The sequence below is a fragment of the Blautia sp. JLR.GB0024 genome (assembly GCF_037000545.1).
In the GTDB taxonomy this organism is placed as follows: Bacteria; Bacillota; Clostridia; order Lachnospirales; family Lachnospiraceae; genus Blautia; species Blautia celeris.
Genome location: NZ_JBANBF010000003.1, coordinates 255068 through 271359 on the forward strand (window position 1 = coordinate 255068; position 16292 = coordinate 271359).

The 16292-nt window shown below is 45.7% G+C and carries 15 protein-coding genes; 6 read left to right on the forward strand and 9 right to left on the reverse strand.

Annotated features, from left to right (window positions below):
- Positions 1–9: 9 nt before the first annotated feature.
- On the reverse strand, positions 10–987 hold the full coding sequence (locus V8Q34_RS09385) for an NAD(P)-dependent oxidoreductase (RefSeq protein WP_033141925.1): 978 nt from the start codon (positions 985–987) through the stop codon (positions 10–12).
- A 614-nt stretch (positions 988–1601) separates the two neighbouring features.
- Here V8Q34_RS09385 and V8Q34_RS09390 point away from each other — a divergent pair.
- From V8Q34_RS09390 to V8Q34_RS09400, 3 genes are all read left to right on the forward strand, one after another.
- Positions 1602–2321 (forward strand): LytR/AlgR family response regulator transcription factor, encoded by a 720-nt coding sequence (locus V8Q34_RS09390; protein WP_033141924.1) that lies wholly within the window; start codon positions 1602–1604, stop codon positions 2319–2321.
- The gene (locus V8Q34_RS09395; protein ID WP_052099529.1) at positions 2318–3622 is read left to right on the forward strand and encodes a GHKL domain-containing protein; all 1305 of its coding nucleotides are present in this window, start codon (positions 2318–2320) and stop codon (positions 3620–3622) included. The genes V8Q34_RS09390 and V8Q34_RS09395 overlap by 4 nt, the downstream gene beginning before the upstream one ends.
- 2419 nt (positions 3623–6041) lie before the next feature.
- Positions 6042–6176 (forward strand): hypothetical protein, encoded by a 135-nt coding sequence (locus V8Q34_RS09400; RefSeq protein ID WP_255611272.1) that lies wholly within the window; start codon positions 6042–6044, stop codon positions 6174–6176.
- A gap of 220 nt (positions 6177–6396) precedes the next feature.
- On the opposite strand, the gene V8Q34_RS09405 is transcribed toward V8Q34_RS09400, so the two are convergent.
- Both V8Q34_RS09405 and V8Q34_RS09410 read right to left on the reverse strand, forming a co-directional pair.
- Positions 6397–7044 (reverse strand): ABC-2 transporter permease, encoded by a 648-nt coding sequence (locus tag V8Q34_RS09405; protein WP_335835296.1) that lies wholly within the window; start codon positions 7042–7044, stop codon positions 6397–6399.
- Positions 7041–8015 (reverse strand): ABC transporter ATP-binding protein, encoded by a 975-nt coding sequence (locus V8Q34_RS09410; RefSeq protein WP_335835297.1) that lies wholly within the window; start codon positions 8013–8015, stop codon positions 7041–7043. The genes V8Q34_RS09405 and V8Q34_RS09410 overlap by 4 nt, the downstream gene beginning before the upstream one ends.
- Before the next feature lie 167 nt (positions 8016–8182).
- Here V8Q34_RS09410 and V8Q34_RS09415 point away from each other — a divergent pair, with 167 nt between their 5' ends.
- The 3 genes from V8Q34_RS09415 (at position 8183) to V8Q34_RS09425 (ending at position 9332) form a co-directional block, all read left to right on the forward strand.
- On the forward strand, positions 8183–8380 hold the full coding sequence (locus tag V8Q34_RS09415; protein ID WP_335835298.1) for a DUF4177 domain-containing protein: 198 nt from the start codon (positions 8183–8185) through the stop codon (positions 8378–8380).
- Positions 8377–8715: a hypothetical protein gene (locus tag V8Q34_RS09420; protein WP_054352766.1), complete on the forward strand. Its 339-nt coding sequence runs from the start codon at positions 8377–8379 to the stop codon at positions 8713–8715. The genes V8Q34_RS09415 and V8Q34_RS09420 overlap by 4 nt, the downstream gene beginning before the upstream one ends.
- A gap of 197 nt (positions 8716–8912) precedes the next feature.
- Positions 8913–9332: a GNAT family N-acetyltransferase gene (locus V8Q34_RS09425; RefSeq protein ID WP_227244368.1), complete on the forward strand. Its 420-nt coding sequence runs from the start codon at positions 8913–8915 to the stop codon at positions 9330–9332.
- A gap of 364 nt (positions 9333–9696) precedes the next feature.
- On the opposite strand, the gene V8Q34_RS09430 is transcribed toward V8Q34_RS09425, so the two are convergent.
- The 6 genes from V8Q34_RS09430 to V8Q34_RS09455 form a co-directional block, all read right to left on the reverse strand.
- Complete coding sequence (locus tag V8Q34_RS09430) at positions 9697–11400, reverse strand: methyl-accepting chemotaxis protein (protein WP_335835299.1); 1704 nt, start codon at positions 11398–11400, stop codon at positions 9697–9699.
- A 231-nt stretch (positions 11401–11631) separates the two neighbouring features.
- Entirely contained in the window at positions 11632–12084 is a 453-nt protein-coding gene (locus V8Q34_RS09435) for a VOC family protein (RefSeq protein WP_033141918.1), read from the reverse strand.
- Positions 12085–12125: 41 nt separating this feature from the next.
- The gene (locus V8Q34_RS09440) at positions 12126–12959 is read right to left on the reverse strand and encodes a helix-turn-helix transcriptional regulator (protein WP_054352765.1); all 834 of its coding nucleotides are present in this window, start codon (positions 12957–12959) and stop codon (positions 12126–12128) included.
- A 99-nt stretch (positions 12960–13058) separates the two neighbouring features.
- Complete coding sequence (locus tag V8Q34_RS09445; protein ID WP_158587263.1) at positions 13059–14477, reverse strand: Na+/H+ antiporter NhaC family protein; 1419 nt, start codon at positions 14475–14477, stop codon at positions 13059–13061.
- Positions 14478–14536: 59 nt separating this feature from the next.
- Positions 14537–15583, reverse strand: coding sequence for a LacI family DNA-binding transcriptional regulator (locus V8Q34_RS09450; RefSeq protein WP_103731625.1), 1047 nt, complete (start codon positions 15581–15583; stop codon positions 14537–14539).
- Between the two features lie 6 nt (positions 15584–15589).
- Entirely contained in the window at positions 15590–16288 is a 699-nt protein-coding gene (locus V8Q34_RS09455; protein ID WP_335835300.1) for a hypothetical protein, read from the reverse strand.
- Positions 16289–16292 lie beyond the last annotated feature (4 nt).

The following is a 16292-nucleotide window of genomic DNA, read 5'->3' on the forward strand; positions in this document are numbered from 1 at the left end:
CCTGCACAATCAATTATTCTTTGCATTCACTGCATCGTAGTTCAGACACCAGGCAGGTTTCCTGCCTGTCAAAATTTCAACAATACCACGCGCTCCATCATAACTCATTCTTGCAAGGGATTCATCTGTCAACGCAGAGCAATGTGGAGAGAGAAGTACATTATCCATTTTCAACAGGGGATTCCCCGCCTCTACAGGCTCTGTTGCAAATACATCTAATACTGCTCCAGCGATATTACCAGTTTGTAATGCATCTGTCAGATCTTCTTCAATCATCAGGGCACCACGAGCCAGGTTCATAAAAATTGCTGTCTTTTTCATCATGTCAAACTGTTTTCTGCCAACCATACCTATGGTAGATGGAGTTGCACCCAGATGTAATGTTACGAAATCAGCATTCATATATATATCTTCTATATTTTCTTTATATTCAATGTAATCCGGAAGATTTTTCTTGTCTGTATATGGATCGTATCCAAGGACTTTCATATCAAATCCATTTGCTGCAATTTTTGCAACCCGGCGTCCTATATTCCCTAGTCCGATAATCCCTACAGTTTTACCTCCGATTTCGTGCATTCCTCCACAGTCCTGTGCCGCAAAATCCGCCTTCTGAGTAGCCAGATGCATTTTTACTGTCTTTTGAGAAATAGCAAGCATACCAGCAATCGTATGTTCTGCCACAGAGTCTGAGTTTGCCTGTGGAGTATTTACAACATAAAGACCTAACCTTGTTGCAGTTTCAAGATCCACTACATTATCAATGCCAACACCATGTTTTGCCACAACCTTCAATTTTGTACCTGCTTTTAGAATTTCCTCATTCAAAAAATAAGTCTTTGAAAAAACCGCTTCACAATCAGTAATTAAGCTTTTCATCACTTCTTCCTCTTCAACAGGAGCCATGACCAATTCAAACCCATTCTCTACTAACAGATTTTTTCCCGCCGGATCCATATCTTGTGCCATTAATACCTTTCTACTCATTTTACTTTTCCTCCAATCGTTCTTTATTTTGTCTACTATTAATTATAATTGTCGACATTTATTGTGTTTTAAGAATACAATAATAAATCAAAATAATCAATAGTTTTTTATATATATTATAATCTTTGTGGAATTCATCCAATTCCATCGCATCTCCCTTGTAGACTTTTCACATATATTGTCGACAATTATTTTTACAGAAGAAATTGAAAAGATGTGGAAACCTAAACATTAGATAATTCAGTAACTATGATAGTACCAACCCATCTACTCTGACTTAGTAAAGACACATTTGAAATTTCCAATAAAAGCATGTCATTCTTGCTCCAGCCATTTCCTCCTCTGACATTCTCAGCTTCCAATATTCTTTTCCGTGTACTATACGCCTGTACCAAAATATTTTTAAGGATTTAATCCAAATCACTACAAGGGGAATTTATCATGTAAGTTCGCTTCTGTTCCTCTTATTCGCATTCTGACATATTCCCTCCTTAACTTTTCCGGTTGTATCTGTAATTAACAATATGTTATAGTGACAACATAAGAAACTTTGTACTATTCACGCTGTAAGACATTCCTGCTGTTACAGCTTACAGCTCAACCAGGAGGTAACTATGATCCGTATTGCTGTGTGCGACGATGACACAGATTCAATTATCAATAACCAGACGATATTAAAAAACTGCCTCAGCCTGCAAAAAGCGGTAGCTGAAATACAGACCTATAATAATGGCCGGATGCTGTTAAGTGACATTTTGGAAGATCACAGCTATTTTGACCTTCTCCTTCTGGATATTGAAATGCCAGGTATCAGCGGTATGGAAATTGTTCAGGCCATAAAACCGGAGCTGCCCAACGTAAAAGTCATTTTCATTACATCCCATGTAAAATACGCCATTGACAGTTTTGAATTAGCCATATTCCGGTATGTGCCCAAGAATGACCTGGAAAAGAGACTGACCTATGCGGTTACGGATGCGTTAAAGCTCATCATGCTGGAAGATGACAAGAATTATACTGTGCTGACGGCAAACCGGATGGAAAAGGTGGGCTTCCGTGATATCCTTTATATTCTTCGCGACGGTAAGAACGCCGCGCTCCATACCTGTCACGGGATTATCAAAGTCAGGAAAAGCCTGCTGACGGTTTACGAAGAATTGGGGGCAGAAGAATTTATATTCATTGAACGGGGATGCATCATCAACCTGATACAGATTACCCAAATAAAAAACAGCAGTGTCTGCTTAAAAGACGGCACGGTCCTGCCAATCAGCCGCTCCCATCTCCAGAGTGTAAAAATGGCAGTCAATACTTATTGGGGGAAACATATATGATGATTTATGTACTTGAGTTTTTGCTTTTATTTTCCGGGATATGCTGCGGCGTTCTCAGTATCGGCAGACTGCAGGATGAAAGCAGTGAAAAATGTGCGGCCTGGGCTGCTGCTGCCGGGTTTGCAGGACTGCTCTGCTTTTTTAACAACAGCGGCAAAAGTGCGGCTGTCACTGCGGCTGCTCTTCTGGCTGTGATCCTTGTGATTTCTAAGTTTCTGTATCATTTGGACTGGAAACTGCTTTTATGCTGTGGCTGTTCTTATCTGAGCGTACTCCTGTTAACGGATGTTCTTTCTTATCTGATACTATGCAGATATTTTTCCGTACCTTTGGTTTATTGGCTTGTATTTTTGCTTCTCTGCCGGGTACCATTTTATTTCGCTCTGTTCGCATCACACCGCTTTCAGGAATGCATCAGTAATTTCAGTAATTACTATACATCCATATACGGAACTCCTGCAGTGGCATTTTGCGGAATATCCATTTTGCTGCATATGGCTTTTGCGGGACGGCCTTTAGACACATTGACCATAGTCACTATAGTTATGCTCTCTGCTCTTTTTCTCCGAATCGTTCTTGCATACAGCCACATAAAATACCAGCGTGAGAAAGAACTGCTGGACACGATTGAAATGCAAAAAGAGCTGCTGGAACAGAATTACGCTGCAGTCAACAAGGCCTACTCTCAAAATGCCAAACTGTTTCATGACTTCCATCGGCATTTAGAGGTCATACACCAAATGGCGGACAGATATCATGCTCCGGAGCTCTCTCAATATATTGATTCCATTATAAGTCCTGTACAGAACATTTCTTCCATGGTATGGACCGGCAGCCAGACAGTTGATTATATCATCAACAGCAGATACGAAAAAGCAAAAAATGCCGGTATCCGTATGGAAATGAACATAGAATATCCTTATAATACCAATATTAAATCCAATGATCTGTGTACGATTCTCTCAAACCTTCTGGACAATGCGCTGGAAGCCGCAGCTATACAAAGCAGGAAAACATCCCCTGACACATGCAGCATAAACCTTACGATTCGGCGCATTCAGAATATTCTTGTCATCAAACTGGAAAACAGCAGCCCGGAACCGAAGTATACATCTGACGGAGAACTCGTCACCGTAAAAAAGGAAAATGAACCGATGCTGCACGGCTGGGGTATGAAAAATATTGAAGCAGCCGTACAAAAATATGATGGTATTCTCCAGACTGCCTATGCTGACCATATCTTTCAGACCACCATTACTATGTGCTTTGAAGGCATAGAAATGGACTCTCCCGAATCCTGAATTTCCGGAGGGCTGTGACGCCCTCCCGTGCTGTCCGGAGCCTCACGGAATCCTTGCGGGCTCCTTTCCCCATCCGACTTATAAGGCGTCTTCCCGTGTACGGCTTCTGGCGCCGGTATCCATAGTTCATAACTCATTTCTCACAATCCCACTATAACTTACATATAATAGTAAAGACTGACTTTTGTGCCGGAAAAGAGGCGATAATCGTATGCATTCAAACTGCCATGATGACTCAGTTCAAAGGAATTCATCTGAGTCAGAACATGATATACAGAAAGAATCCATGGAATACATACCTCCCTGCTGCAGAAAAAACACCTGCTGCTGTCCGAATTGCTGCTGCAAACGCGGTCCTACCGGGCCTGCCGGTCCTCCGGGACCCACGGGGCCAATGGGACCTGATGGTCCTGCCGGCATGACCGGCTCGATTGGACCGACCGGTCCCACTGGCATAACCGGCTCTACTGGACCGACCGGTCCCGCCGGTATAACTGGCTCAATCGGGCCTACCGGCCCCACCGGTATGACTGGACCTATGGGCCCCACCGGACCTGCTGGTATAACTGGCTCCATTGGACCTACCGGTCCTACTGGCTTAACCGGTTCTACTGGAGCCACTGGACCTACTGGTTTATCTGGCCCCATCGGGCCTACTGGCTTAACGGGTTCCACTGGTCCTACCGGGCCTACGGGCTTAACCGGTTCCACTGGTCCTACCGGGCCTACGGGCTTAACCGGTTCCACTGGACCTGCCGGGCCTACTGGCTTAATCGGCCCCATCGGGCCTACGGGCTTAACGGGTTCCACTGGTCCTACTGGCCCAACGGGTTCCATTGGACCTACTGGTTCTATTGGTCCAATCGGACCTACCGGTTTAGCTGGATCTATTGGTCCCACCGGGCCCACCGGAAGTACAGGTGCCACCGGACCTACGGGGCCCGACGGACCCACCGGAAACACAGGCGTCACCGGACCTACCGGGCCCGACGGACCCATCGGAAACACAGGCGCCACCGGACCTACCGGGCCCGACGGACCCATTGGAAATACAGGCGCCACCGGACCTACCGGGCCCGACGGCCCCACCGGAAGCACAGGTGCCACCGGACCTACCGGACCCACCGGTATAATCCCGGATGATACGTTTGCCTCCTTTTCCAACTATGCACTGCAGCTTATTGACGGCACGCTGATTCCCCTCCTCCCTCAGATTTCCGATTCCACCGGTCAAATTTCCTATGAAAGCCCGGCCACTGTTATCCTAGGACCAGGTTATTACTTAATATCTTACGGTGTTTCAGCAATCCTGCGGACCGAAGGATATATGCAGATTACACCTTTTTACAACAGCGCTGCGCACCTTGATCAAGGAATTTATTTCAAAACTGGTTCTGACTCTTCAAGCGCTACAGGTTCAACTTATTTCATTCTTTACACCCCTGCGCAGACAAGATTAAATTTCACTTTTAACAGCCCTGTATCTGTCATTGAAGGAGAAATATCCCTGACTATTGTAAAATTAAGGCGGAATTCCTGAATGCAGATTCATACTTTCATTTTTTTCTCAATTTAAAAAACAACTTCAAATCCCCGTTGTCCGTTATATCATTTCACTTATAATACCGTTTCGCATCACTATATCGGATTTTCACACTCATCATGCATTTTCTGTATTCATTTAAAATCAGGGTCTTTAAACCCTCAACGAGTTAAAGGAGATATTATGATTTTTTCTAATTTTCGTAGTAAACGCAGTCACGATGACTGTATGGAATACGATCAAAATTTACAGGAAACGTCTACGGAGGCCAATAAGAATTATTGCAGTATAGCCGACTCAACCAGACCGGCCGGCTTAACCGGCCCTGCCGGCCCCACTGGACCAACCGGCTTAACCGGCCCTGCCGGCCCCACTGGACCAACCGGCTTAATCGGCCCTGCCGGCCCCACTGGACCAACCGGCTTAACCGGCCCTGCCGGCCCCACTGGACCAACTGGCTTAACCGGCCCTGCCGGCCCTACTGGACCAACCGGCTTAACCGGCCCTACCGGACCAACCGGTTTAAACGGCCCTGCCGGTCCCGCTGGTCCTGCCGGAAAACCTGCCCCCAGACCGGCTTATGCTGCCTTTCACAGCACCCAGTCCCAAACGATTCCTGCGGCCGCGCCTAACGCCGCCCCCGTTTCCATAACCTCCGACATTTTAAACGATATACGCCTCGAGGAAGACGGAATCACCATCACATTTCTGCGCACCGGTTTATACCACATCAGCTACGGTATTATCGCCACATCCGCTGCAGGACCTGATGCCTCAATAGGCATATATGAATCCAAACACGGTACACCGGCTCCTGCTGCCGCTGCCTCCATACGCCCTCTGCTGACCGGCAACCGGGAAGTAAACGGCACGTTCATGAGCACTTATTCAGCTGGAGATACCATTTTTCTGGGAATCAGCAGCTCCAATCCGGTCACATTGTTTACCAATACGACCGAAAGTGCGGTAAATGCCCATATCACCATCAACTCACTGGATTTGTACGACTAACAACAGCCACTTTCCTCGAAACGACCCAACCATTTCACTGTACCTATAAAAAGACGGGGCTGACACGTGCAAAACAACATGTCAGCCCCTGCAGCTATATATTCTGTTTATCTATATATTTATCTCTGTCCTCTCTTCTTTTCCTGTACCTCCTCCGACTGGAAATTGCAGCAAATAGGATAAATGCCCCAATCAAAATAAAGGTTCCTATCCTATCAGCCTACCATTCTTTATTCTTTGAAATCCGTACAGATATACCAATCGAAATACATACAACAGCCGCAAGATAAAGCACAAGCAGACACGGCCCCAGATATCTGTTTTCACTGATCATCCGGAACAGAACACCGGTACGGATATCCGCTTTTTCCACCACAAACATGGTCAGCAAGATCCCCACCACCGGCACATACATAAAAACTCTCCCTTTGATCGGCCCAAATTTATAATACGCCGGAATCTGAAAGCAGACATATGTAATATAAAGTACCATACCAGCCAATACTGCCGTCATAACTTCCTTACCTGAAACATTGACCCCAAGCATCCCCAGAATCATGGGCTGCAAAATACCAGACACTGACACAGCCAAAATTCCCATCAAAAACGCATGCAGATATTTCCCGCAGACCAGTGCCTTCACTGAAACAGGCAGAATGCGGTAAAGCCTCTGCATATCATTTTTATCTGCCACTGAAAATGTATAGATAGACGACATTGCCATCATAAACATTGCAAAGGAAATTCCCACTGCAAGCGTACGGTAAAGCAGAATAAAAGCCAGGGGAATAAGAAGCGTAAAACAAATGGACTTATAATAATACTTCAAAAGATTAAAATCCAGCTTGGCAGCCTTCCATATTTTCATAACAAAACATCTCCTTTACTGACAAATACAATAATATCATCCATAACCGCCGGCCTGGTCTGCAGACCGGCAAGACCGGACAGCTCTTCCCTGCTGACCAGCGCCTCAAAAGAATCCGGATATATCTTAATATTAGGCATTGCCGCCTTACGTTCCGGTGTCAATTGTCTGCTGCTTCCGGAAACGATACAATAACTCTCTGTAAGCTTCTCCTTTTCCCCGGAATAAAGCAGCTTTCCGCGATTGATAAAGGTGATGCTGTCGGCAATTTTATTCAGATCCGGTGTAATATGTGTAGAAAAAAGGACACTATGCCTCTTGTCCTTCGTATATTCTAAAAGAATATCCAGCAGCTCATCCCTGGATACAGGGTCCAATCCGCTGGTAGGCTCATCAAGAATCAACAGTTCTGCTCTGTGTGAAAAAGAACAGGCCAGCATCAGCTTCATCTGCATGCCCTTTGAAAGCTCCTTGACACGTTTCTCTCTGTTTATCTGAAACTTCTCCAGATACCTGTAATAAACTTCTGTGTCCCAATTTTCATAAAACATGCCCATAGCCTTCTCCACGTCCGGCATTTTCCATTCATCCACAAAAAAATGTGAGTCGAACACTACCCCGATTCTTTCTTTAAATATCTGCTCTTCCTTTATATGGTCAAATCCCAATACCGTGATCGAACCGGACTGCTTCTTCAGCAGATTCAGTATCAGCTTGATCGTAGTTGTTTTTCCGGAACCATTCGGCCCGATCAGCCCCATTATGGAACCTGTCGGAACGGAAAAGCTGATATTCTCTAAAGTAAAATCCGGAAATCTTTTGGTCAGCCCTTCCACATGCAAAGCGTCTGTCATAATCCATTCCTCCGTTTCTTTCTGATAACAGAAGTTTACCGCAGAAATATGCATAGTACACAAAATGTCCGCAATCTGCACCTCAATGTCCATCATCCGTCCTTCATTTCTGCTCATCCCCGGCACTTCCCCATAACGTTTCACTGTCGATGAAACAAACACTTCAGATGATATTTGCACCGTAATACTCCGCCAAACCGCCGCAGAAGAATTACCGTTATTTCATTGCTAATGCCCGAAAATAACGGTATAATATCATCATCAATTGAAAAAGGAGCAGGCAAATGAAAAAATACGAATATGTAAATGTAGAATACAAAATGAAAGATATGGTAATGGCATCTGTTTCCGAACACCGGGGAATCATTGACCGCTACGCCAATCAGGGATATACCTATGTCGGCATGATACCAACAGAAATCAGTGCAAACGGCTGCATTAGAAAAATGGACCTGATTTTTGTGAAAGATGAATCATTATGAAACTGTTCTTTGAAATTTGTATCGGATTGACAACCGGCCTTATCGCAGGCTTTGTATGTGCCGGATTGAAACAGATATTCAGAAAAAATTATACAGAAGAAGAAAAAGCTCATGCCCGGAGGATGATCAACAGGTTTTCCGCCGTATTAAAATATTTTACATTTTTGCTTCTTATCATTGGACTTGTCTGGTGTGTGTATTTCCTGGTTCTGGGCGCAATGATCCCGGAGCAGACCGATTACGCCAACAATATGGCAGAATTAATCGTATCTGTTCTTACTGTTATTTCTATCATTTTTGCGTTTGTTGAGTTCTTAAGAAGAAAAAGTGACTGATAAAAAAACAGAGCATTCAGGCGATCCGTCTGGACACCTATGAGGAAAATCTTCCGGCTGCCCGGTTATATAAAAAATAGTAAATATGAGCTGTTTGACATTTCCATGCGGTCATATTAAAAAAGGGTTGTTATGGGTTTGTAAGCATTAGGCGGATAAGGCGTACTTAACAAATAAGAATTAGGTGATGAGATAAAATGACTGAAATTAGATATGTACAATTAGAGGACAAAGAATTTTGGTATGGACTTGATAAGCATTTATCAAATAAAGAATTTGAAAAAAAAGTGCGTGACAAGCAAGGATATATTTTATTGGAAGATAACAAGCCAATAGGACTATTAAGATTTAATCTTTTTTGGGATAACACACCATTTTGCACAATGTTATTCGTTGATTGGAATTATCAAGGAAAAGGTTTTGGAAAAAAACTTATGGAATATTGGGAGTCTGATATGAAATCTCAAGGATATGGTATGCTATTGACTTCTACACAGGTTGATGAAGAAGCACAACATTTTTATAGAAAATTGGGCTATAAAGATTGTGGTGGCTTTGTTGTAGATATTCCAAAATATGAGCAGCCAATGGAGATGTTTTTAATCAAAGCAATTTGACAACTTCCGGTTTGTCGGGCTGATTAAATGCGCCTTCTTGATATAAGATGTGCAAGTAACGTACCTGTACCCTCAAAAAACAGATTTCTAACATTCCGCATATGTGTCCTTTTACCAGCTGGAAAGAAAGGCTTGTGGTGCCCAAATGGTGCCCGACAGTACAAAACCATCTGTTGAAAAGTAGTGCTATGAAAAACCGACATATGAGGAAATAAAAATGCGGCTATCAATATATAGGGCTGGCCAATCTGGGACTTGAGGAAATATATGCCCACTTAATCCGACAAAATAATGGCCGCAGGCACATAACCTGCGGCCATCCTTCCGAAATCCCTTCGGCCCCCTCTCCTGCATCAATGCACATTCAGCATTTCGTATAACTTTCACCAAAATCTTTCAATATAAAATTCTCTACCAAACGGCTTAATAGCTGGGCCTGGGAAGACAGTTCTTCACTGGCCGCAGCGCTTTCTTCCGCTGTGGCTGAATTTGTCTGCACTACGCCGGATATCATGGTAAGGCTGTCTGTGATATGGCGGATCGCATCGGACTGTTTTACGGATGCTTCCGTAATATGGTTCAGAGCCTCCGCCACACTGTCAACCCCCTCTACCACTTCCCTGAGCACCTGGTCAGTCTCATTGGCTGTCCTTTTTCCATGTTCAACGGTGCGGAGGGACTTTTCTATCAGCGCGGCTGTACTTTTGGACGCGGATGCCGATTTATTTGCCAGGTTGCGCACCTCTTTGGCCACCACGGAAAAGCCTTTTCCATGTTCCCCCGCGCGCGCTGCTTCCACGGCCGCATTCAGAGCAAGAATATTGGTCTGAAAGGCAATATCCTCAATGGTTTTCATGATCGTGCTGATCTCATGGGAACCCTTGCTGATCTCTGACATTGCCCCCAGCATCTCCTGCATACAACGGCTGCTTTTCTTTGCCTGGCCCATGACTTTTTCAGCTCTGGCACTGGCCTCCTGTGCACTTTCCGCATTTTGGCTGACCTGATCAGATATCTCACCGATCGTGCCTGTCAGTTCCTCTATGGAGGATGCCTGCTCTGTGGCTCCCCGTGCCAGAACCTGTGCACCGGAGGATACCTGTTCCGAACCGGAGGCAACTTCGTCTGCCGACTGACTGATCTGAAGCAGGGTATCACTCAGACTGGTATTGATATCCTTCATGGACTCCAGAAGCTGTCGGAATTCCCCCACATAACAATCCTCGTTCTCACACTGCACATTAAAGTTACCCTCTGCCATCTGGTTTAAAAGCTTTGTTTCATCCTGAATGACACAGACTAAATTTGCAGTCATTGTGCGTATATTTTCTGCAAGATTCCCCATCTCATCCCTGGACTCATAGCGGATCTTCACATCCGAGAGTTCTCCTTTTGCCATGCTGCGGGCTGCCTTCTCCAGCTCGTCTACCGGCCTGGTGATCCCGCGGGTGATATAGACCCCAAAAACAATGCTGATGACTACACTGATACTGCCCAGCATCAGCAGCGTCACGATTGCCTTCTCCTGTTTCTCTTTCAGCCCCGCAACCAGTTCTTCGCCTTTCCTGTTTCCGTTCTCCACAAGACTCTCCAGTTCTTCCTGTGCTTCCTGAATCACAAATATATTGTTGTTCTCCATATACGCAGCAGCTTCGGCATTCTTATTTTCTCCGGCAAGCTGGAGGACCTTTTCTCTCATGGGTGCCAGCCTGGTAAGTGCATCCTCCAATCGTTCAATGATCTGCGGGTCTCCCAGAAAATGTTCCCGAATCACAGGAAGCTGTTCCTGGATAATCGCGGCGGATTCCCCCGCATCGGCAATAGCATCCTTTATGATCACCGGATCGGAATTGGATATGGACCTGTAAACAGCCTTCTGCATTCTCTCAAAATTGGAATTGATAATATTGGCACTTCCATTGACCATAAACGGACCTTCATAGAAAGTCTCTGTCTGTTCTCCCATATTTAGTAAATCCACCACACTCACGGCGCATCCCAAAATGAGCATTGTGAGTATCAAAGCGTAGGAGATAAATAGTTTTCGTGATAACTTTAAATTTTTCATTTTCTGCTGCCTCCGCTACATTCTTTTCCTTTTGCCCTAAAATATACATGAGCAGTGTTGACTTATTGGAAATTATAGCATAAAACCGGTAATAAAGATATGGAAACTGAAAGATTTTACAGATTTCAACCGCAATACCGGCAGGAAATGAATCGGGCCTGCCGCTTCACAGCCATTATACGACTACAGGCCGCCCAACACATGAGCGGCCTGCAATGACAGGATTGATTCTTATAGCTGTTTTACAAATTCTACGGGATACATGATCCGTTCCGCGGTCTCCTCCACGGAAAGTCCCTGTGCCAGAAAACGTTTTGCCACACTCTCCATACTCTCCGAAACTTCTACAATATACTTATCGGGATCATAAAAACGCATGACACGCTGTCCCCAGGGGTATTCCTTGCTTCCATGGATAAATTCTATCCCCTCCGTGGATTTCAGCTTCTTCTCCCAGTGTTCCAAATCCTCCACCTCAAAATAAAGCTGGAAATTATTCGGCCTCTCCCGTGCCTCCAGTTTTACGCCCACAAGCGCCTCATAATCGGACTGCAGGGAAATGCCGCCTTCAAAAGACACATGCGTGCCCAGGTCCATTTCCACCTTCTGCTCCATTACCCTTTCATAAAAATCCTTCGCCCGTTCCATATCAGATACAGAAATCAAAGTACCGCCATATTTCATATTTACAGTCTCCTTATTGGTATGATTTTCTCTATTGTATCTTAAAATTTCGCAATTTCATTGTAAAAATCGGACATCCTCATCCGGTACTCCCCGGGCGTAAGTCCGCACACGGATTTGAAATCATGTATGAAATGGGGAAGATCGTAAAAGCCCGATAAAGTACAGACATCAATCACATGATTTCCGGGGTTCTGCAGCAGCCGAACCGCTCTGTTGATACGGACCAGGCGGGAAAATGTTTTAACGCCCATGCCCAGATACCGGTCAAACACCCGGTTCAAATGCCGTTCACTGTAAAATACAGAAGCAGACAGTTCCTTTAAAGTAATATTCCCCGCATTTTCAATAATGGACCGCACAGCCGCGTGGATCTGGGGCGGACACACATGAATCAGCTTTGACAAAAACAGTCTGTCAGCGCGGTCAGCCAATTCCTGTATGCTGACAGAACTTTCCAATATTTCCGTCATGGATTTGTTTAACCCCTGATCCATCAGTGCAAAGGAAAAGGTCTTATCCAAAAGCTCCTTCTGTCCTCCCCCTGTAAGCGCAGACAAACCGGCCGGCTGAAATTCAATAATGAACAGCATACCAAACCGGTTTGCCTGCTCTCCCACCCTACAGGACAGGGATGCCGGGCCGAACAGATTACTGCAGATGCCCTTTTCATCCGCACAAAAGGTAAGGGTGGCACTCCCGTGAGGTATCACAGTATAATGATCCGGCATTGCATTCTCACACGGAAACGTGATCGTATAATTGGAGATCCACGCACGCAGCGCCGGATGAGGCAGAAGATAAATAAAATCCTCACCGGAAAGCAGAATGCGGCCTGACCCGTGGTATAACAGTATCTCATCTTTCGTTATCATAGTCTGTTTTCCACTTTCTTTTTCGCACAGCCTCCGCCGTCCCGTTTGCAGGGTGTGCAAATGGTTTTTCTTTTATTCTAAGGTCTGCCTGCAGAAATGTCAAACCTCATGCGCCCTGTCCTTGTGATAACCGGCTTTCAAAATACTGCAGATGATACTCATCACCCCCAGCCCCCAGCTCCACATACTGTAAGGCGCATAGACCGCGGCCTGGACGCCCACCACACCGGACATGTAAAGAGCCACATCTGTCCAGGGGATGATACTGAGCATGGGACTTGCCGCAGTGTTCGCTACCACTGCGCAGTCCAGGGAGGAGTATCCGAATTCCCTGTATTTCTCTTCCAGCATTTCCACAGGCATAAGAATGGAAAGCGCGGAGCTGTTGGTGATTCCCCCTGTTATGGTGCCGATACACCAACTGCTGACAGCCAGGCCGAAGACAGAGCGTATTCTCCCAAACAGTGTCTCCACAATGACTTCAACAGCTTTTATCCTGATCATAATACCGGCAGCCCCCACCGCTGCAAAAAGGATCACAAAAAGAGAAGACATGGAGAGCATTCCGCCCCGGTTGCACAGAGTGACAATCTCCGGCAGAACTGCATCTGCAGAGATTCCTGTCACTGCAGTAAGGTCAAACCCATGATACCCGGCAGCCAGCCCTTTCCAGATGGAAAATCCATTCAGCAGTGTGCCGATCAGGATTCCGATCAAACCTCCTCCGAATAAAGAGACCACAGAGGGCAGGTGTAAGAAACTGCCTGCAACCACCACGATTATGGGGATCAGGGCAATAGGACTGATATGAAAAACGGAAGCCAGCCCCTCTGAAAGCATACTGTGATCAAAGGCAGAATTAGCTGACCCGGAGAGAACCCCCAGAACACTATAAAAAATAATACAGGCAGCAAAAGTGGGAATGCCAATATAAGCCGCCCGTTTCATTACAGTTAAAGAATCTGTTTTTGTAACTGATACCACCAGATTAAAATTATCTGCCATGGGAGAAAAAAACAGACCCACATGGGACCCGGACACCACAGCACCGGCCATTGCCGCAAGATTCACATCCATGACAATGGCAAGGCCCATCATGGCAACCCCAATGGTACCGCAGGTACCGAAGCTGGTTCCGATGAAAAAGGCAGTCACCGCCGTAAACAGAAATCCAAACAATATACACAGACCCGGCGTCACAAATGCAAGCAGATACGTGATCAGCGCAGGTATAGTGCCTGCAAATATGAATGAGGCGGTCAAAAAACCGATCCCGCACAGCAGGAAAAACAAATCTGTAAGCTCTCCCGCCTTCTGATACATTGCCTCCAGAAGCTCATGGAGCGTAAACCCGCAGCGAAGCCCGATCACTCCCACATACGCAGCTGTGATAAAAAGAGAGATAGATATATCAAAGCCCTTCACTGTGCCGGTGAGCATCACTGCAATCATCACGGCAAGACAGGAAAGGGCTTCTGTTTTGGTTGGCCTGCGTGGATTTTTCCCGTTGTTTTTCATACTGCACCTCATTTTTACTTTAAGGTATAGTATCCAACGTTCCATGCAGCTTTATTCACTTATTCCGACACAGTTTCCACGGAATCTCTCTCAATCAAAAGAGGGTTTGCTTCATAAACCCTGACCATTTTTTCTTCCTTTCGCTCCCGGATTTCATTTATGAGAATCTGACAGGCTTTCATTCCCAGCTCCCGCAGAGGCATTCTGATGCTTGTCAGAGCAGGATAAAGATAAGAGGCAAATTCTCTGTCATCGTATCCCACTATGGAAATATCTTTTCCCGGACAGATATCATGGCTGTGGAAATAATCATAGACACCCCCTGCAATGACATCACTCATGCAGAAGATCGCTGTCACGCCCTGTCCGCAAAGGATTTCCGCACAACGGCACCCTGCCTCTCTGGACCAGCTGCCGTAAACAATATATTCCTCACGGACAGAAATTGCCGCATCCTCCAGCGCTTCACGGTATCCTTCCAGGCGGAGCCTGGTGTGGATGCTGTCCTTCTCTCCTGTGATAACACCAATCTTCCTGTGCCCTTTTTTGATGGCAGCCGTCACTGCATCACAGGCCCCTTTTCTGTCATTGATCACAAAGGAGGGATATCTGCTGGAATGCGTGTAGCCGTAAACCATCACCGCCGGAATCCCCAAATCCTCCGGAATGCATTTCAGAACCCGCTCATGGGAAGTGATATAGAGCAGGCCGTCTACCTGTTTAGCGGCAAGTTCTGAAATCGCATTCTGTACGGACTGTGCAAACTCCTTCTTGCGGAAATAATCGTTTCCCAGTTTACTGCACAGCCTCAAATCCACATGCGTCTGGCCGTATCCTGTATTTTCACAGTATTCTGTTATTCCGTCGACCACATACGGCACATGAAAAACAGTCATATCCTCTATCAGGATCCCCAATGTTTTGGTCCGTTGGAGTCTTAAATTCTTGGCAACCAGATTGGGAGTGTAGTTTAATTCCCTGGCCTTTTCCAGAACCAGCTTCTGTGTCCTCTCACTGGCTTTCCGCTTTCCGTTTCCATTTAAAATATTGGAGACTGTGGCTATGGATACATTACAGGCTGCTGCGATCTCACGAATTGTTGTCATGTCTCATCACTGTTTCCTTTTCTTTTTCCTCAATGACACGGCTCCTGATATGACAACCGCCAGAGAAATCCCTGCTGCTGCCAGTGCTTCTTTCATCTTCAGTGTGTCACCTGTCTTGACTTTTCCCGATTTTGACGTGCTGCCGGCCGCGGAATTCTTCCCGGCTGTGGTTTTGCCGGTCTTTTTTGGTGTATCGTCAGTGTTATCAGCCGCTTTACCTATAAAGACCGTGCCGTTTTTACACTCTGCCGTCTCTGTCAGCTCCTCTGATTCTGCGGCAAGTTCCTCAACTGCAACTTTGATCTCTGTTTTTTCTCCTGACTTCAGTCCCGCATTGTCGAATTTCATCTGCAGAAGAGTCCCGTCTATAGACACCGGGCGGGCAGAAGCGAAGACAAATACGATCTCACCCTCATTTTTATTTCCCGTAATCGGGTCATTGATCTCCACCATGGTATCTGCCAGACTGTCCCCCTGGCCGGATTCCTTTAATTTCAGTTTTTCCCGGTCATAAGTAATACGGATTTTTCCGTTGGTCACTTCACCTGCACCGCTTATTTTACATTCTGCTGTTATCTCTTTATCCTCTGTCTCTATTTCCGGCACCTCAATGTCTACGATCCCTTTGGATGCGGCCCTAACTGACACACACAGAAACATGGATAGCATCAATGACAAAAGACTCCATTTCATTATTCTCTTCATAGGC

Excerpts from the sequence above, each read along its gene's own strand:
- V8Q34_RS09415 (WP_335835298.1), top strand. The coding sequence starts at position 8,183 with ATGAAAAAATACGAATATGTAAATGTAGAATACAAAATGAAAGATATG.
- V8Q34_RS09455 (WP_335835300.1), bottom strand. The coding sequence starts at position 16,288 with ATGAAGAGAATAATGAAATGGAGTCTTTTGTCATTGATGCTATCCATG.
- V8Q34_RS09430 (WP_335835299.1), bottom strand. The coding sequence starts at position 11,400 with ATGAAAAATTTAAAGTTATCACGAAAACTATTTATCTCCTACGCTTTG.
- V8Q34_RS09395 (WP_052099529.1), top strand. The coding sequence starts at position 2,318 with ATGATGATTTATGTACTTGAGTTTTTGCTTTTATTTTCCGGGATATGC.
- V8Q34_RS09425 (WP_227244368.1), top strand. The coding sequence starts at position 8,913 with ATGACTGAAATTAGATATGTACAATTAGAGGACAAAGAATTTTGGTAT.
- V8Q34_RS09400 (WP_255611272.1), top strand. The coding sequence starts at position 6,042 with ATGAGCACTTATTCAGCTGGAGATACCATTTTTCTGGGAATCAGCAGC.
- V8Q34_RS09450 (WP_103731625.1), bottom strand. The coding sequence starts at position 15,583 with ATGACAACAATTCGTGAGATCGCAGCAGCCTGTAATGTATCCATAGCC.
- V8Q34_RS09385 (WP_033141925.1), bottom strand. The coding sequence starts at position 987 with ATGAGTAGAAAGGTATTAATGGCACAAGATATGGATCCGGCGGGAAAA.
- V8Q34_RS09440 (WP_054352765.1), bottom strand. The coding sequence starts at position 12,959 with ATGATAACGAAAGATGAGATACTGTTATACCACGGGTCAGGCCGCATT.
- V8Q34_RS09405 (WP_335835296.1), bottom strand. The coding sequence starts at position 7,044 with ATGAAAATATGGAAGGCTGCCAAGCTGGATTTTAATCTTTTGAAGTAT.
- V8Q34_RS09410 (WP_335835297.1), bottom strand. The coding sequence starts at position 8,015 with ATGAGCAGAAATGAAGGACGGATGATGGACATTGAGGTGCAGATTGCG.
- V8Q34_RS09420 (WP_054352766.1), top strand. The coding sequence starts at position 8,377 with ATGAAACTGTTCTTTGAAATTTGTATCGGATTGACAACCGGCCTTATC.
- V8Q34_RS09435 (WP_033141918.1), bottom strand. The coding sequence starts at position 12,084 with ATGAAATATGGCGGTACTTTGATTTCTGTATCTGATATGGAACGGGCG.
- V8Q34_RS09445 (WP_158587263.1), bottom strand. The coding sequence starts at position 14,477 with ATGAAAAACAACGGGAAAAATCCACGCAGGCCAACCAAAACAGAAGCC.
- V8Q34_RS09390 (WP_033141924.1), top strand. The coding sequence starts at position 1,602 with ATGATCCGTATTGCTGTGTGCGACGATGACACAGATTCAATTATCAAT.